Source organism: Fibrisoma montanum (assembly GCF_003583365.1).
Classification (GTDB): domain Bacteria; phylum Bacteroidota; class Bacteroidia; order Cytophagales; family Spirosomataceae; genus Fibrisoma; species Fibrisoma montanum.
In genome coordinates, this window is record NZ_QXED01000005.1 from 635,825 (window position 1) to 655,761 (window position 19,937).

Sequence of the window (19,937 nt, forward strand, 5' to 3'; positions counted from 1 at the left end):
ATTTATAGGGAAATGGTATGCGAAAACTGGTAGGGGTTTTAAGTCTTGTGCTGCTGATCTGGGCTTGTGGGGGCGGCAACACATCGTCGAACGTTACATCGCCCGGCGCTGAAAAATCGGCGAAGACAAAGGTCCTCGAAGCGGGAGCCGATGTAATTCAGGACAAATCGCCCATTCGCAAGCTGAACATGTATCTGGATGGCTTTCACTTTTATAACGGCCACCTGGCTGGTCAGATGGAAGCGCATCATTATTGCGCCAAACTCAACGAAGACCTGACCCAGTGCGTAATTTACGACGGTAACGGCGACAGCGCCAAGATCATGGGCGTGGAGTACATCATCTCCGAGAAGCTTTTTAAAACGCTGCCCGCCGATGAGAAAAAACTGTGGCACAGCCACCGCTACGAGGTGAAAAGTGGGGAGCTGATAGCACCCGGTCTGCCTGACGTAGCCGAACACGAGCTGATGGAGCAGATTGTGACAACCTACGGTAAAACCTGGCATACCTGGCACACCGATCAGGACATCAGGCTCCCGCTTGGTAGTCCGGCGCTGATGATGGCCTTCACGCGGGATGGCCTTCTGAAACCCGAATTAGTCAAAGACCGCGACGAACGGTTCGGTGTGTCCATCAGCGAGAAGCGCCGGCAGCGGACCGACATTCAGTCTCCGCCCAAAACCCCCGGTGCCGATTCGTGGGAAACCGGCGAGATTATTCAACTGCCGGCCCTGACCGATCATAAGCACGAGCACGTCAATCAGAACAGTTTTAAAAGCGAAACAGTGAAGCGCTGAGTAACGTCGCCAATGGTCAGACGTATCGTCCGTCAAGCCGAGTGCCTGAACTAAAGGTCTGACGGCACGTCTGACAAGGGATAGATGAGCTTTATATTCGGTCAGACCTGGCTGCTTTTTGAGAAATCCGGTCAGACGTACCGTCAGACCAAATGCCTGAACTAAAGGTCTGACGGTACGTCTGACCGGCTGGATTTTCGGCGTTGACCGCTACAGGCGTCAGCCAAACAGGAACGAAGTCTGTAGCGGTCTGACGGCACGTCTGACCGAGTAAGCAATCATACGGTACGTCTGACCGAGTCACCCCCGGCCTGACGTACCGTAGGGCGAAATCTGTTAGAACGACACCCGCACTTCAGCCCCGACAAAGCGCGGAGGACCGGCGATGAACGTGGGAATACCGAAGGCGTTGCCCGTATTGCCGGCGTCGATGATGTAGTTCTGATCCAGCAGGTTCTTGCCAAAGAAGCCGACCATCACCCGGGGTTTCGCCCCCAATTCAACCCCTGTGTTGAGGTTCACCAGACCGTAGCCTTCCTGCACGAGGTTGGCCTGGTTGGTATTTTCGAAGAACACCTTCGATTTGTACGTATAGTTCGGGCGGAAATAGATTGAAAACCGCGACTGTACCGGGAAATTCAGGTCGGCTCCGAGGGCCATCTGGTTCATCGGGGTCAGGCGGAAGCGGTTTCCGGCAAACTGCTGCTGGCGACCTTCCTGGTCGGTATCATTGAATTTGCCGTCGATGTACGAATAGCTGCCGTACAGGAGCGAATTCCGGAATACGTTGTACCGCAGGCCGACTTCAGCGCCGAAGCTGCGGGCCGATCCAGCGTCGGTCGACAGTGCGCGTAGCTGCCCCTGCTGCAGCACGATCGAGGTGGACTGGAAGTTGTTCCAGTCGTAGAAGTAGGCCGCCAGATCGTACTGCAGGCGGTTAGCCAGAGCCGCACCTTTGTAGCCGATTTCGTAGCTCATGACCGTTTCGGGGCGGAGCAGGGTCGTGTCGATGGCCGATACCTGAATCACACCCGGCCGGCGACCCCGCGAGAGGCTGACGTAGGCTTTCTGATTGCCGATTTTGTAATCCAGCACCAACCGGCCTACTGCTGAGAAATAATCTTTTGTGACCGAGTAACGGCCCTGTGTCGGGCGACTCAGGATATTGGGAAAGTTGTTGACCAGCAAACCAATCAGGCTCGGAGCGGCTGCCGGATCTGCCTGGTAACCACCGGTCTGGCTTTCGTACGTTCCCCGAATCCCGGCGCTCAGGCTCAGGCGGGGAGTCACCTGGTACGTACCATCGGCAAACAGCTCGTAGGCGGTGTTCTGTCCGTAGTTGGCATACGCTTCTTCGTGGCGCGTTTTCAGGGGGGGCAGCGGGCGGGGCACCTGGGGCGGCAGCAGCGGATTCAGCACCGCACTCGTCAGGGTGAGGTTAGGCGTACCGTTGGGGAAAACGATTGGGATAACCGGAATGGTCGGTACCGACTGGTTGATCAGCGCCGTATACAGGGCCAGTATGCTGCGTTCGTCCGTAACCAGAGAAACCCGCTGGGCGTTGTCTTCCGAAAAAACGCTCACCCCCGCAAAGCCCGAAAAACGACCTTCGTTCTGGTAGTTCAGCCGGAACTCCTGACTCCACTGACGGCTGTCGGCAAACTCAGCCAGGAACAGCGCCGGGGCAACCGTACCGTCGGCGTCGAAATTCTCGTGCGAATTGAACCACCGGTACGCTGAGATGGAGTTCAGCGACAGGCGGTTGGTGAGCTGCTGGTTCCAGAGAAGCGTCGTGCCAAACACTTTCCGACGGATAAAGAGGTTGGTGCCCTGCTCCAGATCGGCGGCCGTATTCGGATCGGTAGTGCCGCCCCGGGGGGTGTAGCGGCCGCTTTTGAACGACGTACCCGGGTAATCGTCGTACTGGTAGTTTACCAGCAGATCGAGGGTTGAGCGCGTACCGGGCAGGTACCGTAGCGCCAGACGGCCCGCATACGTACCTTTTCCGTTCAGCGTGCCGCCGGAGATGTTTTCAATGAAGCCGTCGCGTTTGCTGGCCACACCAGCCACCCGCACGAAGAGCTTGTCTTTCACGACCGGCTGGTTAATGAACCCCTGGGCGTAGAGCGCGTTGTAATTGCCATAGGACAACTGAACCTCGCCGGACTGGTTGTTCCGGGCTTTGTTCTGAATCAGGTGCACAGCTCCGATCTGCGCCCCCCGACCGAACAGCGTACCCTGCGGACCTTTGGCCACTTCGACCCGCTCCATGTCAAATAGCTCCACGACGGCCCCGCGCGACCGCGAAATCTGGACTCCGTCCTGAAACACCGATACGCGGGCCTGGGCACGGGAATCGCCGTCGTCGCTCGTTACGCCCCGGATCACAAAACCTGGGTTGTTGGGGCTCTGGAGCTGCACCTGCAGGCCCGGGATGTAGTTGGAGAGTACGTCGAGTTCCTGAATACGCTGCCGCTTCAGAAAATTACCGTCTACGGCCGCGATGGCGATCGGTACGTCGAGGATGGATTCGGCCCGCTTCTGAGTACTGACGATTACTTCGCTGAGCTGCGACGGATTTTCCGCCAGGGTAATGTCAAGCCGTTCGGCACCGTTGACCGTGACGGATTGCCGAAAGGTCTGGAAACCGACAAAACTGGCTTGCAGATCGTGCCGGCCGGTCGGTACGTTACGCAGGAGATACCGGCCACTCTCGTCGGTGGTCGTACCCAGCCGCGAGTCGTCGAGGACGATCGTTACGCCCGGCATGGTCTCGCCCGAAGCTCCGCGGACGGTACCGGTAATCGTGCCGCTGTTCTGTCCCCAGGCGGTGGATAGGGTGACTGTCGTAAGTACAAAAAAGAATAGGTGTCTCATGTAAGTTACTGATTGTAGGTGGATTGATTGCTTTATTAAACAGGGGGCACGAGGTCCTTGGCCGTCACGGACGCTCACGCTGAATGACGCGCAGCCGGCACGACCGGCTATTTGCCCGTTGGTAGTTCGGCGCGGTTAAGCCGACCGCTGCCGGGTGTCAGGTACAGTCCGTAGCCGAAGGTTTCGCCCGAATTGGGCTTGCGGATGTCGTTTACGAAGAACCAGTCGGCCTGGGCCCGATCGGGGGTTAGGGTAAGCAGGAAATAGCCATGCTGCGACAGATCGACGTATTTCAGATGCGGATTCGTTTTCGGATTGGCGAGGGTGTTCTGCACAAACTGGACCTGAGCCGGTGCCCGCTGCCGGATGTACTCGCCGAAATTGGCCGATGTAATGCTGGGCGATACAAACTCCGCCCCAAACGACCCGCGGCCGGTTGTGCCCTGATAAGCCGTCGAATCCTGCGGACTGGTTGTCAGTTCAAACGCCCACGAGTTGTGAATATCACCGGTGATGACGACAAAATCACGGATGCCGGCTTTTTCCAGTACGTTGACGATCCGCCGGCGTTCGGCCGGGTAGCCATCCCACATGTCGAGGTGCAGCGGCATGTTTTTGGGCAGAATCCCGCCGTAGTTTATGGGCGAGAACACAACGTCGTTGCCCAGTACTTTCCAGCGGGCTTTCGACGATTGCAGTCCCCTGGCCAGCCAGTCGAACTGCGCTTTGCCCAGCATGGTACGGTCTTCGGCCTGGTAGTTTTCGTCAACGGATTCGGCCTGCTTGTCGCGACCGGCCAGACGGCCATCGATCATGAATAGTTCGGCCAGATCGCCAAATTTCAGCGACCGGTACAGATGCCGTTCCTGATTCTCGCGAACGGGCAGCCATTCGTAATAGGCCTGCTCCCCGGCCGACCTACGGGTTTTCCAGTCGCCTTCCTGAGCGGGCTGGTGGTTTTCTGCGCCGTCGCGGTAGCTGTTGTTGGCCACTTCGTGGTCATCCCAAGTCGTGATGAACGGGTGGACGCGGTGCAGTTCGCGCAGGTCCGGATCAAGCCGGTATTGCGCATAGCGGGCCCGGTAATCGTCGAGGGCTACGATCTCCTTGGCTGGAATGTGCCGCCGGTTCAGGGTCGAATCGCCGTACTTCCCCCGACCGTATTCGTAGATGTAGTCGCCGAGGTGAACGATCGCATCCAGATCCCGGCGGTTGGCCAGGTGCCGGTACGCTGAGAAATAGCCTGCTTCGTAATTGCTGCAGCTCACAACGGCCAGCCGTAGCTGGTTGGTCTTGTTGGTGGGGGCTGTTTTGGTCCGACCCACCAGCGATTTCGCGCCGTTGCTGGTGAACTGGTAGTAGTAGACATGATCGGGCTGCAGCCCCGATACGTCCACCTTGACCGTGTAATGGCGGGTGCGGTCGGTAACAGCCGCCCCCTGCTTCACAATCCGGCGCATGGTCGAGTCCTCGGCCATCTGATACGTGACGGTAGCGGGCTGGTTCGGATTGTCGGGGGTGAGTTTGGTCCAGATAATGACCCGGTTCGCTTCCGGATCGCCGGAGGCCACCCCGTAATAGAACGGCTTCAGGCGGGTATCGTACAGACTGGCCAGTTCGGCGTCGTAGGGCGTTTGAGCCGTTGCCGTAAGTGAACAAAATAAGGTAAAGAACAGTGGGAACGTAACGATGAAGCGCATAGTGGGATTTTTTGCAAAATTCGATGCGGGGTCCGACCCGGTAGCTGAAGGAACGGTTAAGCGTTTGTGAAACTTTAGGCTGGTGACGTAACACCGGCTTAAAAAAGCGTATCGATGCTCAAGGCCAGCGCTTTATCTGGTCCTGTGGAACAAAACGACCGGTTTTCCGGTACTGACTAAAACCTGATCAATCGACCGCTATGAACCTCGACACAGCCGCCGTTACCGACAACCGCCACCACAACCGGTTTGAACTCACCGTTGATGGAAAACTGAACATCATCCAGTACCAGTCCATCGACGACGAAACTCTTGCCTTGCTGCACACCGAAGTGGACCCTGCACTGGAAGGGAAGGGGGTAGGTTCGCATCTGGTGCAGGGGGCACTGGAATACGTAGAGCGTAATAACCTCCGGATTGTACCCCTCTGTCCGTTCGTAACGGCCTATCTCAAGCGCCATCCCGATTGGAACCGGGTCGTATCAACAGCCTACAGCGTGGATGATTTCTGAGTACGTACCGGTCCCGATGCCGGCGCCGTAGCCCGCCAACCCGGCTGTCAGCGTTTTATGGGTTTCAACGACCGCCATTCCTGCGTCGATCCGGTGTTCGGGTCGACGGTTGGGTCATTGGTGCCCACGATATTACCCTGCTGATTAATCCAGTAATGTTGGTAGGTGGCAGGCAGTTCGATCGGCTGGTTGTTGTTATACGGGTCCGGATACGTCTGCACACCCCCAAGTGCTTCCCGAAACTCCTCATTCCGCCGGTCGGTCGATCGGTTACGCTCGTCGGTAACCTGCTGCCAGTTGCGGTTCGACCAGTCGCGGTAACGTTGAGCGGCTTCGGCAAAGGCCATTGAATTGTTAAGATTCTGCTGCATGATGCCCCGCATCCCGAACGCGGCCCCGTTAGTAGCCGAAATCTGCTCCGCCACCGCCGGCAGCCAGTTGGCGTAACCATCCCACTGGGTGGCATCCGAGAGGGCGGCCGTGATCGCCATAACACTCGAATCATACGCCGGCTGGATGTGGCAGGTAACCAGCCCCCGGCAGGGAGCCGACTGAGCGTAATAGCTAACCTCAAACTGCCAGGCCTGACTAAATCCGGCAATTGGTTTAGCCGCTACCGGCCGACTCAGTTGCAGTTGTTCGGGGCGTATGGCCATCAGCTTTTCGTAGACGAACCGGTCGGGCGGGTAGTTGACCGGTAGCCCCGCATTGCCGACCATAAAGGTAAGCGCCCGCTGATCGGGTGCGAGGAGCGTCAGGGCAAACTGGCCGTCTTCAGCCACACGCCAGCCGTCGGGCAGGGCGAAGGAAAAGAAGCGGCCCTGGCCAATCTGAAGAGAAGGTTCCATGCGATTTGAGGAGGAGGTTACAGGTTTGACCGGAAAGAAGGTTCCGGCCGGCAGGGCAGCCACGCTCGCTGAATCAGCCGCTGACGTACCGGATTGCGCCGTATCCGACTGCGATGAACAGGCAGTCATCAATACGGCGGAGACAATGCGCAGAAGGGTAGCGAAGCGGCTCATAAACGACTTGGACAGGAATAAGCAAATGTACTCATTTTGCTTATCCTCAGTAAGTTATGAGCAGGTATTTAGTAGACGGTTGGGGGAATTGACAAGCCGCGAGTTTACGTTTGTTACGCTTTAATACCTATGGCTGGAACTTGCCAATCCATTAAAAAAAAGGATTCCGCTTTTTACGTATTCTGGCAGAAATACCGGCAGCAATAATGACAAGTACAACTATAAATGGCATTGCTGTTTAATGCTTTCACTTTATACAATAAATGTAATAGTAGCCATTGTTCAAACTATTTTTTAAGTTTTTCAAGGGCTTTTGAATGAGCAATTTTTAAAGCTTCCTCAGAATCGACTTGAATATCTGGAATAATTCCGACTCCTTCCCAATTGGTTTTTGTAATTGGGCTTGTTGGTTTGCCTTGTGGAATTCTTACGAAAAAATTATTAGTTGCGATTACAGCACCTGTAAGATGTGCACCACCAGCTGTTGTTTCTCCGATAATTGTAGCACGTTTTAAATTTTTCATGCAATAGGTAAAACTTTCGGCAGCGGAAAACGTCTTTTTGCTAGTCAAAATATATAAATCTGCTGATGACTTAGACATTCCTGAAACATAAGGTAATGTCCATGATTGTGTTGATTCTTTTTTAGGGCGATTATAGAAATCGAAAAGGTGAGTGGGTGTTGAAAAAAAATAGCTTGCAATCAATTGTACCATTGCGGGGGAACCACCGTCATTTTTACGTAAATCCAAGATTATCGCATTAGTATTCCCGAGAAAATTCATTGCTGCTGTAAGGGTTCTGCCACTGTTTTTTGGGTCGGCAAACTCTCTCAAATCTATATAACCAATGTTACCGTCAAGAACCTTAACTTCCCTGAAGCCAAAATTATCGCGCCTTAAACCTTTTAACAGTTCCTCATTCTCCTCAGTTTCCAGTTTTCTTCTATCATTATCTGTTAATGCTTTTTCTCTGGCAATAACGGAAGGATTATAAATGACACTTAGGTGTTTGTCTTTACTGATTGCTTGAAGGTCTTTTGTAAGTTGTTGGGCGAAACTGGAATGCTCGGCAATTGAAACGTAATTATTATTATTTAAATTAGTTTTAAGGATATTTGACATCTCATTTGCCATTTTTGAATCAACATAATTTTTTTGAAGCTTTTCACATATTGAATCGATAGTAATTGTCTTTTCTTTGATACTTAAAGAGGATGAAAACTGCTGGGCAATTAGCTCCTTACAACAAAATTGAATAGAAAAAATAAAGACAATGAGTAATTTTGAAAAGCTCATGATCAAAATATGTTTGCGATTTAAAAAAGTATAGCTGTAGTTCAGTTTTGATTAGCATCGTATAATAATGTCCGCTAACTGGCCAATTGCCGCACTTTCACTATAAAATGTGTACGTCTCATTTATTGTGCTGCAGTACTATGCACCATTATCTTTAGAGGACTATCGCTAAGCGCTGCTCCGTAAACCTAAATAGGTCTAACCAAGGCGTTCATCTTGTCACACAAGACTGCCCATATCGAGCAAACCTTAAATGCGTATAATCGCTTTAAGTCGAGGTTAGCTTAACTTATCTAATCTAATCTAATTTTGCTTTGTCGACACCGACTAACTTATAAAAATGTCAATTAGAACGATTAGCCTGCCACAGGGGAGCGGGTAATTCTTCTAATAGCATTTCTGATGGCATGACAAGCAGGCCCTAAGGCAGCCCTCAAATTTGGATGATGTGGATCGTAAGGTGCGGTTGTTATTCCAGCTAAATCACTTGGTATAGAAATCCCTTTTCCTCCTGGATGGATTACGAAGGCCCTAAATCTAGTCAACTTACCAATAAACAGGCCGAGTTCAAAAATAACATTATCCCGAGCCACTTGTTTACTCTCTCCACGAGAAATCAATTCATCATCAGGGGTGAATATAAATATTCCAATATCATAACTCTTCACCGCCTGTTCTAATGCTTCAAGTGTAGAAGTTCCAAGACCGAAAACAGTACCTTGATTCCAAATTTCAATTTCATAATCGTATGTAAGCTCAGCTTGAATGCTACGTGCCACATCTAAACCTTCAACAGAAGATCCAATGAAAACACGTACTTTGTCATTAACTGGATGCAAAGATTCCTCCTGGGCTTTTTGCAGAAAAAGAAGGTCATCAATTTTCTTATTAAGCTTATAAAATTCATCCAGCAATTCATTGTTAAGCGATTTTTCTGACTCTTTGATTAATGAAGTATTTGTATCATGACTAATATCTTTTGCCCAACCCAAGGCAGACTTGTCCCTGATAAGGGCTGATACGCTTACTACAATACTGGCGGCAAGATCGTCAGAGGATCTGAAGAAGCGAACGAGTGATTTTTGAATAATACTCTTTTTAAAAGATTCAAATTTTGAATTTTCTAATTTATCAGATTCATAATTTTTACTGCTCTCGCCATCTTCAAAAATAAATGTTAGTGCTGGTATATTTTGAGATTTTGCATATTCGTACTCCATTTCGACAAAACTAATTTGTGCTTCTTTTGAGATAGAGCCGTATTTTTTTCCAATTATAAGTATAAAATAATCGCAGCTATCTATAATCTTTTTATTATAATCAAATAGAGAATCACCCACAGCAGGGAACATTTCTAAGCCAATAGGTATACAGTTTATGCTTAGTAGAGCGGTTGACACTGCTCGCCTTTCTTCCTTTAAATCACCAAAAGTTGAACTGACAAATACCTGATATGTTTTATATGTTTTCATTATTTTATGAAAGTGTGTAAGATATTTAATGCATACAAATATGATAAACTTTACTCACTTCGTGCTATATCTAGCAAAGCCAATGAGCAGGTTCTATTTTGAAATTTATCTACTGAGTTTGATAAAAGCGGTTTTGAAGGGCATGCCCGACCGGGGCGTTTCTTTTGTCGCAAACAAGCCCGACATGGAAACCCAAAGTGGCCCAAGCGGGGCGCTTCTCGTGTCCACAAGAGCCAGAAATGGATGCCCCAAAGTACTCTCCGAGACGTGCCTTGTGTTGACCGAAGACGAAATACACGCTTTACGGCTTGGTAGCTTACCCAACATATACATGTACGCCAACTCACTTAATAACAAATATCTAATTATGAGTAAGATATTATCATGCGAAACAGCAAAATTGCACATTTGAGAAGGAGTATTATGGCGATAAGTAAGTTGATGCAATCCTAACCAATAAACTAGTTTCATGCAAGTTAACTAACTAAAGGTACCCATTAGTATAACAAGTGATACCCTACTTCCCCCGCAACTGCTTCGTGGTTTTCCGGCTGCCGTCGTGGCTCCAGCCGGGAGGGCCGAACAGATAACCTAACGCGTTGCGTAATGACCCGGCTCTGACTACGTCCCGCACCATGTCGCTCCACTCGTGGAAGGCAATTTTTACGGGGTTGTGTGAGTCAATGTTCTTCGTCAAGCCGTAGACCGGGCGCTCGTCCTCGCGCTGGAACGTACCGAACAGCCGGTCCCAGATGATCAGAATGCCCGCGTGGTTTTTGTCTAAATAGGCCAGGTTGGTAGCGTGGTGAACGCGGTGGTGCGAGGGGGTATTAAAGATGAATTCGATGGGAGCCGGCAAGCGGTAGATGAACTCGGTATGAATCCAGAACTGGTACAGCAAACTGATCGCCTGCATCGTCATGATGGCCGCCGGGTGGAAGCCGAGCAGGGGCAGCCAGATCCAGAACAGGAACGAACCGCTCAGATTCCCCGTCCAGGTCTGCCGCAGGGCTGTGCCGAGGTTGTATTTCTGCGAGGAGTGGTGCACTACGTGCGAAGCCCAGAAATACCGACTGCCGTGGCTGATCCGATGAAACCAGTAATAGCTGAAATCGTCGGCGAAAAACAACACGACCCAGGCCCACCACTGCGTCATGTCAATGGTGAACAATCGAAACTGATAAACGAGCGAAAAAGCACCAAACACCACCACTTTTCCCACTATGCCGATAACGACATTGCCGATGCCCATGGCGAGGCTACCGGCCGTATCGCGGGCATCGTAGTAATCCTTCTGCTGTACGGCCGTCGCAATGATCTCGGCCAGCAGTAGGATAACAAAGCCGGGAATGGCGTAGTGAATGAGGTCTTTCATAACTCGTCAATGATATGTACAAAAATAACACATAAAATTACAGCAAGCACACGGCGATTGATCTACGGCTATAATTCTCGAGTACTACATGATAAAGCCCTCTACCGTTCCAGTACGGAACCAATTATCTTTACTCGTCATTTCTGCCATTCTATGACTACGCTAACCGATACCGTTCGTTACCCCATTGGTCCCTGGGTTGATAAGGGGACGTATTCCGCCGACCTTGTTCAACGGCTTGTTGAGCGCATCAGTATCCTGCCCGAGGAGTACCAGACCGTAGCCGATCGCTGTTCGGACGAGGATCTCCGTCGGCAGTACCGGGCCGGTAGCTGGACCGTCCAGCAATTGTTTCATCACGTAGCCGACACGCACCTGATGCACTTCATGCGCCTGAAAAACGCACTGAGTACGCCCGAGCCGACGATCGGCGTTATTGCCGATGTGAATGCCTGGGCCGCGCTGGATGAAGCCCAGACCGCTCCGATCCAGTCGTCGGTTACGATGCTGCGGGGAACGCACCAGCGTATTGCGTATCTGGCCGGGCACCTGACTCCGGACCAGCTCGACATTACATATTTTCACCCACCCCGCCAACGTAACCTATCCCTGGCGCAGGCCCTGGACATCATCGTCTGGCACGCCGAACACCATCTGGGGCATATACGATTGGCAATGAGTCTGTAAGAGTTTATTAAACCGTTTGTTAGCGTACGCAATGGATGATATCGGCCGGCAGGTGCTTCTTAACTTCGACCGGCACGCCCACCTGATTCCGTCCCGGACTGCCGGCATGACCGTCTGGAAATTGCCCGGCCTGACGGCTGTGGATAGTGGCCTGCCCTGCGATACGTTCAATATCGTGCATGTGCATGATCAGGGGCAACTGCAACCCGCCGACCTCGAAGCTACGGTTCACCAGTTTGTTGTCCGGCAGTTTCCGTTCTGCGTCTGGATTGATGACCTAAACCTGACCGAGCCGGTGCAGCAGCAGTTGACCCGGCTTGGATTGACCCGGGCCGAGGTTGAGCCGGGTATGGTGCTCGATCTGGACACCTACAGCCCGGTTGTGGATGACCGTCACCGGAAGGCCCGTATCGCTGCGACCCTTCGCGAGGTCGCTGATTTCGCCGAGGTTGTGGCTCGGAACTGGACCCCACCCGATCCGAACGTACTGGCCTATTTCTGGAAAACCGCTTTGCACTATCTGGCCCCGGACAACCGGATTGTCCTGACGATCTACTACGAGAACGAACTACCCGTGTCGGTCATTGAACTGTTCCCGACCGATGATCAGACAATCGGGTTATACTGCCTGGCCACGCTGAACGAATACCGTGGCCGGGGTATCGGCACCGCCCTGATGACGTTTGCGTTGAACAAAGCCCGCGAACTGGGTTATAAAACGGCGGTGCTGCAGGCTTCCGAAGAGGGAATCCGGATCTACGAACGCCTGGGTTTCAGCGTGGTCAACACGTATTATGAGTATCAGTAGCCCGGTCGAAACCAGTTGATTGCCAAACCTATGACGTCTTCTATGGCCGTTGGTACATCCTGGTAAACCGAAAGATATTCTAACGAGTTTATAGTTGTTTTCAGAGCAGCAGCCAACTGCGGGGCTGTTCGTGATTACTTTCACTACGTATGAATACCGGTTTGCGCTCAACGCTGCCTGATCAGACACACTACTTTCAGGACTTGCTGGCCGCTACAACGGCCGCTATTGTTCATCTGGAGGCCATTCGCGATGCAACCAGTAAGGTTATTGATTTTCGGTATCGCTTTGTTAATAAGGCCGCTGCCCGCCTGATCGGTGTGCCGTCGCCTGATGCGCTGATGGGTACGACCTGGTCAGAACGGGTGCCGGAGGCTGGTCGGGCCGACTGGCTGAGTCAGTATACGCGGGTCATCGACAATGGCGAATCCATCCGGTATACCCAGGTCACTAACGATACCGGAACGGACCGCTGGACCGACGTAGTCGTATCCCGTTTTGGCGATGGCGTACTGCTGACCCTGCACGACTGTACCGATCGCTACCAGGCAGAGCAGGAAAACCAGCAGCGATTGACTCAGCTACAGCGGATAACCGACACGTTGCAGACCAGTATCCACCTGATTCATCCATTACGCGATGCCGGGGGGCAGATCGTTGATTTTACGTTTGTTACGGGTAATCCGGCGTTCATCAACCAGTCCAGCCTCGAACAGATCGACTTTATCGGAAAACCGCTGGCCAGTTTATTTCCGGGTTATAAGACCAGCGGCCTGTTTGACATCTACCGACGCGTGTACGAATCCGGCGAACGGCAGCGGTTTGAGTTTCACTACGATAACGATGGTCTCGACATCTGGGTGGACGCACAGGTGACTCGCCTGGGTGACGACGTGCTCGTGACCCATACGGACCATACTAAGCTCAAACAGGCCGAACTGGCAACGCAGCGGCAGGCCGAACGCCTGAAGTTGGTGACCGACAGCGCCCTTACGGCCATTGCGTTGTATTCGATTGAGCGAGATCCGGCAACCGGCGAGGTCGTTGATCTGCGCTACGAACTCATCAACGGTCGGGCCGAGCAGATGACCGGCCGAAACGCGGAGGAGCTGGTTGGTCATACGATGCGGGAGGTGTTTCCCGGAATTGAGAAAAGTGGCATCTGGCTGCAGTACAAACGATTAGCCGAAACAGGCGAAACGCTACGTTTTCAGAACCAGTACGTCTACGATGGGTATGATCTGTGGTACGAGGTTCAGGGGGTTCGGGAGAGCGGTTTTATCGTGCTGTCATTTCTGGATATTACCGAACTGAAGCGAGCGCAGGAGTTTAATCGGCAGCAGACCGATGAGTTCCGGCAGGTGCTGGACAACGCCCTGACGGCCATTTCGCATTTCACGGCCGTCCGCGACGAAAACGGGCAGATCGTCGATTTTATCTACCAGTCGTTCAACCGAATTTCGGAGCACATAACGGGCCTGAAGGCCGGGCAGGTGGTTGGCCGTCGCATGCTTGAATTATTCCCCGGCGTCCGTCAGAGCGGGGTGTTTGACCGGTGGGTGCGGTTGGTCGAAACCGGAAACACTGTCCGGTTCCAGGACTATTATCAGCACGATGGATTCGATTTCTGGTTTGATACGCAGGCGGTTAAATGGGGGGATGGCTTTATTCAGTCCTACGTGGATATCTCCCTCATCAAACAGGCCGAACTGGCGCAGCAAAAACAGGCTGAACTGCTGAATACGGTGCTGAACGCCACCATGACGTCGGTTGCCTGTTATGAGACCGTGCGCGATGAACAGGGGAGGATCAAGGATTTTCGCTTTGTGCTGGCCAACCAGAAAACCTGTAACGATCTGGAAACTACACCCGAAGCCCTTTACGGTACATTACTGTCGGAGGTAAATCCGGCGGTGGTTCAGTCGCCCATTTTTCAGGAATACATGCAGGTGGTCGAAACGGGCGTACCCTGGGCGAAGGAGCGGCCCTTCCGTGGCCGGTGGTACTACGTATCAGCGGTTAAACTCGGCGATGGCATGGCCATGTCGTCGGTCGACATCACCGAAATTTATCGGTATCGTCAGCAGATCGAAGCCGCCAACGCAGAGTTGAGCCGCTCCAACGAAAACCTGGAGCAGTTTGCCTACGTCGCCAGCCACGACCTGCAGGAACCCCTGCGTAAGATTCAGTCATTCAGTGACGTATTAAAACAGCAGTATGCGCCGGGGCTCGGCGAACAGGGCGCCGATCTTATTAATCGCATGCAACTCGCTGCTCAGCGGATGTCGGTGCTGATTCGTGATTTGCTGAGTTACTCACGGCTTTCAACCCGGAAAGAGCCGTTCCGCCGAGTAGCCCTCAACCAGGTGATTGCCAATGTACTGAGCGATCTGGAAGTAGTTATTCACGACAAACAGGCCACTATTGAGCTGGTTGACCTGCCAACTGTACCGGGTGACGAACGGCAGCTTCAGCAGTTGTTTCAGAACCTGTTGAGCAACGCGCTGAAGTTTACCCGGTCCGACGAGCGGGGGGCTCCGATTTCTCCCCGTATCCGGTTTACCTGCGCGCAGATCAATGCCGCATCCCTCCCTGCTGACGCCACAAAGCAATTACTGCCGGTCGATGTGACTATTGGGGAGCAGCCTCGCCGGTACTGGGCCATTGGTCTGACCGACAATGGTATCGGTTTTGAACAGCACCAGGCCGAACGCATTTTTGGGGCGTTCCAGCGGTTGTATAGCCGACAGCATTATCCCGGCACGGGCATCGGTCTGGCTATTGTTCGTAAAGTAGCCGAAAACCACAGCGGAGCCGTTGTGGCCGAAGGAAAACCCGGTCAGGGCGCTGTCTTTACGGTTTATCTGCCTGCATAAACAAAAAAGCCTGCCCCAGTGGCAGGCTTTTTTATAGATCGGTGTGCTTCAGCTTACCGGTTCATCGAAATCAGGAATTCTTCGTTGGTTCGCGTGCCTCTCATGCGATCAAGCAGGAAGTCCATTGTTTCCATGGGGTTCATGTCGGCCATGTGTTTGCGCAGAATCCAGACGCGTTGCAGCGTTTCCTTGTCCAGCAGCAGGTCTTCCCGGCGCGTACCCGACGCCAGTACGTCCACGGCCGGGAACACGCGTTTGTTGGCCAGACGGCGGTCGAGCTGGAGTTCCATGTTACCGGTACCCTTAAATTCTTCGAAAATAACTTCGTCCATTTTTGATCCTGTATCGATCAGGGCCGTGGCGATGATGGTCAGCGAGCCGCCGTTTTCAACGTTCCGGGCCGCTCCGAAGAACCGCTTGGGCCGGTGCAGTGCGTTGGCATCGACACCACCCGACAGTATCTTACCTGACGATGGCACTACGGTGTTGTAGGCCCGCGCCAGACGCGTAATCGAATCGAGCAGAATCACAACGTCGTGGCCGCATTCGACCATCCGTTTGGCTTTTTCCAGTACCATGCTCGACACCTTGACGTGCCGCTCGGCCTGTTCGTCAAACGTGGACGAGATCACCTCGGCGTTCACGCTGCGGGCCATGTCGGTCACTTCTTCCGGGCGCTCGTCAATCAGCAGAATGATCAGATAAACTTCCGGGTGGTTTTTGGTGATCGAGTTGGCAATCTCCTTGAGCAGTACCGTCTTACCGGTTTTTGGCTGGGCTACAATCATGCCCCGCTGACCTTTTCCGATTGGCGCAAACAGGTCAAGTACCCGCGATGAATAGTTTTCGGGCCGGTTGCTGAGCCGGAGCTGCTCTTCCGGAAACAGAGGAGTCAGGTATTCGAACGGAATCCGGTCGCGGATCTCCTCGGTAGTTTTGCCGTTTACGGTCGACACCCGCAGGAGAGCGAAGTATTTTTCACCTTCCTTCGGCGGCCGGATTGCACCACGTACCGTATCGCCCGTTTTCAGACCAAACAGCTTGATCTGCGACGGTGATACGTAAATATCGTCCGGACTGGCGAGGTAGTTGTAGTCGGCAGAGCGTAGGAACCCGTAGCCGCCGTCCTGCATGATTTCCAGTACGCCTTCGTTGTCGATGATGCCATCGAATTCACGAATGTGCTGGTTGTATTGCCGCCGAATCCGGTTCTGGTATTCCTGGGCTTCGCGCGACGGCTGGGCGGCTTGCTGCTGTGGACCAGACGAAGGAGTCGCCGTAGCTTCCGATGAATCCGGAGCTTCCTGGAACGATTCGGTCGATTCTGTTTCGCCAGGTTGCTGCACGGCCACGTTAGCTGCGTTATCTTCAGTAATAACCGTTGGGGTCAGGAATTCTTCTTCCGGCTCATGGTGCAGGTTCAGCATGGGCTCATCAGCAACGGGTCGCTGTGTACGTTGCCGATGACCAGGCCCGGACTCACCTGTCCGATCAATCCGGGGCCGATCGTGACCAGACCGTTCGTTTGTCGGCTGCGCAACGTTCCGGTTGTCGCGCTGCGTAACCTCGCGTGGTCCGGCATCTCGTTGCCCGGCATCCCGTGGTCCGGCATCCCGGCGTTGGCGCTCGTCGCCCCGTCCGGTTTCCGGCCGGTTACGTACGCGCTGGCTTGGCCCCTGCGAACGCTCAGGCCGCTGGCCACCTTCCTGAGTAGCCGGGCGATCGTTGCGTGGCTGGGGCTGCTCCTGCTGAGCCGTCAGGCCGGGATCCTCAACGGGTACTTCATTTTTAGGTTCGGGCAGGCCGTCTTCGGGGGTTGGGGCCGGCAGTTCGGCTGCATCCGCATCGCGCCGGATGCGATGGCGTGTCCGCTGGCTGTTGTCGCCTTCGGTCTGGCGGGCTGCCGGCTGAGCGTCCGGAGCGGCTGCTTCTGCGGTCGGTTCAGCGTCGGGTGCCGGAGTGGGAGCGGGCGGGGTGTCGGCCGCAGCCGTCCGGGTTTTCCGACCGCGCCGGGGCGTTTCGGCAACCGGGGTGCGTTCGGCCGGTTCAGCGCCGTTCGACCCGGCGGGTTCGGGCATGATGGCCTGCTGATCCAGGATCTTATAAATCAGTTCTTTTTTCTGGTATTTGCTGGCGTCGCGAATGCCGAATTCATCGGCAATGGTCCGAAGCTCCGACAGGAGCTTCAAGTCTAATTCTTCTTTATTGTACATACACTTCAGGTCAAAAAACCTTTTTGCCGACAGCGCGGCTACGTCGATAAGGGGATTGATGGATTAAGAAACGGAAGGCTCGTGGGGCGGGTCGTCTGGCAGGGCATATGCCGGTAGGCCGCAAATCAGCGAGCCAAAGAAACCATGGATGGTCAACTAAGTGAAAAATAAATAGTCAAAACGTGAACAGGAGTAGTTTGGTTGATCAAACCGAACAGGCGACCCCGCGCCGAATCAGCTCTTCGCAGACACCCGGTAGGGCTAAGCGCGGTAATCAATAAACGTTTGGAAATCGGACAATCCGCCGTGACTATGAGTCGTCACAGTGGGAAGGGTACTATCTGCCGTTAGATTCGGTCAAGGCAAAGATAGAATAACAATCCGGTTTTGTCAAGAAAACGCTTTTCATTGTAAAATGTTTCCATAGTTTGTCAGAAAATTAATAAGTCATTGGTGAGCCCGGTGCAATCCGGTAGTTTCTTCTGGACAACTCAAACAAGGGTGGCGTCCGCTTCATAAAATCAAATGTACGTTTCATAATAATTCCCTGACGCTTCGTCGGACAGGACCTCGTAGTTCGTGATGACTTTATTGTGATTTGTTGCACAATCAACTCCTGAACACGTACTATGAACAACCTATCTACTTTCCAAATCGTACTGATAGCGGCCGCTACATTGTATGCCACTGCATCACAGGCTCAGAATAACCTCGTTATCACGTCACCGGTGTCTGCAACGCCGGGAGCTAACAACACACTAGTCGGGATCAACGCCGGCCGAGTCATAAGTTCCGGCAGCGACAATACGTTTGTGGGTTTTAGTGCTGGCGCCAGCAATACCACGGGTGGATTTAATACGTTTCTCGGACGGCAGGCTGGAGACGCCAACACAACCGGAGCACAGAACACCTTTGTTGGACAAGCCGCGGGTTTTTACAATACAGCTGGCCGAAATAATACGTTTTTAGGCTTACAAGCTGGGTTTGAGAATTTGACAGGCAGCGCTAATACGTTCCTTGGCGTTGGGGCTGGAGGCCAAAACAGTGACGGCTACAGCAACGTTGCTTTAGGTGTTTTTGCCGGATCCTGGAACCGTAATGGCACCAATAATGTGATGATTGGCGATTCGGCAGGTTATTTTAGCTTCAGCTCAGGTAACGTCATGGTGGGTAGTAAAGCGGGATATTCCAACCAGAGTGCTACCCAAAACACGTACATAGGCTTTCTGGCGGGATCCAGTAATCGAGCCAATGCAAATGTGTTCCTTGGTTATCGAGCTGGACAAAAAAATACCGTTGGCCAGTTTAATACGTTCATCGGCGTGCAGACTGGTATGAATAACACTACCGGCAACAGTAATTACATGATGGGAACGAACGCGGGGGCAGCTAATACCTCTGGCTCGGGCAACTACTTCCTGGGTGATAACGCCGGGGGCGGCAACACCGGCGGCTCCTTTAACATCTACATCGGCGCCAATGCGGGTAATGGTACCAATGTCAACGGCGATAACAACCTGGCCATCGGTTTCGAAGCTGGTCGGGCTAACGTAGCAGGCATCAACAATACGTTCATCGGTTTCCGGGCCGACGCTGGTGCCAACGGGCTGAGCAATGCTACGGCAATTGGTAACAACGCTAAGGTCAACATCAGCAATGCGGTGGTGCTGGGTAATGGTGCTAACGTAGGCATCGGCAACTCGGCACCCACGGCCCGGCTGCACGTGACGACGGGGGTAGCCAACCAGTCGGGCGTGCGGTTGGAGAACCTGACAAGTGCATCGCCGGCCACCGCCCTCAACCAGTCCAAATTCTTAACGGTCGATGGGTCGGGCAACGTCATCCTGGCCAGTACCAACAGTTCTGCCCGTGAAGCGGCATCCGAAAACCTATGGCAGCGCAACGGCCGCTACCTGATCAGCCAGGCCGACAACGCGGTGATCATCGGCTCAAATGTGAGCAAAACACCGGCGGGCTACCGGCTGTACGTGGAGGAGGGTATCCTGACCGAGAAGGTCAAGGTTGCGGTGAAGAATACCAGCGAGTGGAGCGACTACGTGTTTGTCGATACATACCGGCTGCGGCCCCTGACTGAAGTAGAACAATTCGTACGGCAGCACAAGCACCTGCCGGGTGTACCGTCGGCTGAGCAGGTCGTGAAAGAAGGTGTTGATGTTGGTAAGATGGACGCCAAACTGCTGGAGAAGATTGAGGAGCTTACGTTGTATGTTATCAGCCAGCAGAAAGAAATAGCAGCTTTACGGGAGCAGGTGTCAACATTGGCAAAAAAACAAAACTGA

The 19,937-nt window shown here is 53.1% G+C and carries 13 protein-coding genes; 6 read left to right on the plus strand and 7 right to left on the minus strand.

What is annotated here, in order from left to right:
- Positions 1-17: 17 nt before the first annotated feature.
- Entirely contained in the window at positions 18-797 is a 780-nt protein-coding gene (locus DYU11_RS19620; RefSeq protein ID WP_119669396.1) for an OBAP family protein, read from the plus strand.
- Positions 798-1,133: 336 nt separating this feature from the next.
- Here DYU11_RS19620 and DYU11_RS19625 read toward each other — a convergent pair whose 3' ends face one another.
- A complete protein-coding gene (locus tag DYU11_RS19625; RefSeq protein WP_119669397.1) occupies positions 1,134-3,674 on the minus strand; it encodes a TonB-dependent receptor in 2,541 nt (846 codons plus the stop codon).
- Positions 3,675-3,781: 107 nt separating this feature from the next.
- Positions 3,782-5,374 carry an alkaline phosphatase D family protein gene (locus DYU11_RS19630; RefSeq protein ID WP_119669398.1) on the minus strand — a complete coding sequence of 531 codons (1,593 nt, stop codon included), beginning with the start codon at positions 5,372-5,374 and terminating at the stop codon, positions 3,782-3,784.
- A 200-nt stretch (positions 5,375-5,574) separates the two neighbouring features.
- Here DYU11_RS19630 and DYU11_RS19635 point away from each other — a divergent pair, with 200 nt between their 5' ends.
- Positions 5,575-5,886, plus strand: a complete 312-nt coding sequence (locus DYU11_RS19635) for a GNAT family N-acetyltransferase (protein WP_119669399.1) — start codon at positions 5,575-5,577, stop codon at positions 5,884-5,886.
- A 47-nt stretch (positions 5,887-5,933) separates the two neighbouring features.
- Here DYU11_RS19635 and DYU11_RS19640 read toward each other — a convergent pair whose 3' ends face one another.
- The 4 genes from DYU11_RS19640 to DYU11_RS19665 form a co-directional block, all read right to left on the minus strand.
- Complete coding sequence (locus DYU11_RS19640; RefSeq protein WP_199736745.1) at positions 5,934-6,908, minus strand: hypothetical protein; 975 nt, start codon at positions 6,906-6,908, stop codon at positions 5,934-5,936.
- Between the two features lie 287 nt (positions 6,909-7,195).
- Positions 7,196-8,206 carry a S41 family peptidase gene (locus tag DYU11_RS19650; RefSeq protein WP_119669402.1) on the minus strand — a complete coding sequence of 337 codons (1,011 nt, stop codon included), beginning with the start codon at positions 8,204-8,206 and terminating at the stop codon, positions 7,196-7,198.
- A gap of 356 nt (positions 8,207-8,562) precedes the next feature.
- A complete protein-coding gene (locus DYU11_RS19655) occupies positions 8,563-9,678 on the minus strand; it encodes a DUF4062 domain-containing protein (RefSeq protein ID WP_119669403.1) in 1,116 nt (371 codons plus the stop codon).
- 517 nt (positions 9,679-10,195) lie between these two features.
- Positions 10,196-11,053: a sterol desaturase family protein gene (locus DYU11_RS19665; protein WP_119669405.1), complete on the minus strand. Its 858-nt coding sequence runs from the start codon at positions 11,051-11,053 to the stop codon at positions 10,196-10,198.
- A gap of 153 nt (positions 11,054-11,206) precedes the next feature.
- On the opposite strand from DYU11_RS19665, the gene DYU11_RS19670 reads away from it, so the two are divergent.
- The 3 genes from DYU11_RS19670 (at position 11,207) to DYU11_RS19680 (ending at position 15,424) form a co-directional block, all read left to right on the plus strand.
- A complete protein-coding gene (locus DYU11_RS19670; protein WP_158600319.1) occupies positions 11,207-11,740 on the plus strand; it encodes a DinB family protein in 534 nt (177 codons plus the stop codon).
- A gap of 31 nt (positions 11,741-11,771) precedes the next feature.
- The gene (locus DYU11_RS19675) at positions 11,772-12,548 is read left to right on the plus strand and encodes a GNAT family N-acetyltransferase (protein ID WP_119669407.1); all 777 of its coding nucleotides are present in this window, start codon (positions 11,772-11,774) and stop codon (positions 12,546-12,548) included.
- A gap of 149 nt (positions 12,549-12,697) precedes the next feature.
- A complete protein-coding gene (locus DYU11_RS19680; RefSeq protein WP_119669408.1) occupies positions 12,698-15,424 on the plus strand; it encodes a PAS domain-containing sensor histidine kinase in 2,727 nt (908 codons plus the stop codon).
- A gap of 53 nt (positions 15,425-15,477) precedes the next feature.
- On the opposite strand, the gene rho is transcribed toward DYU11_RS19680, so the two are convergent.
- Positions 15,478-17,637, minus strand: coding sequence for a transcription termination factor Rho (rho, locus tag DYU11_RS19685; protein ID WP_119669409.1), 2,160 nt, complete (start codon positions 17,635-17,637; stop codon positions 15,478-15,480).
- A 629-nt stretch (positions 17,638-18,266) separates the two neighbouring features.
- On the opposite strand from rho, the gene DYU11_RS19690 reads away from it, so the two are divergent.
- Positions 18,267-19,937, plus strand: a complete 1,671-nt coding sequence (locus DYU11_RS19690) for a hypothetical protein (protein ID WP_229365937.1) — start codon at positions 18,267-18,269, stop codon at positions 19,935-19,937.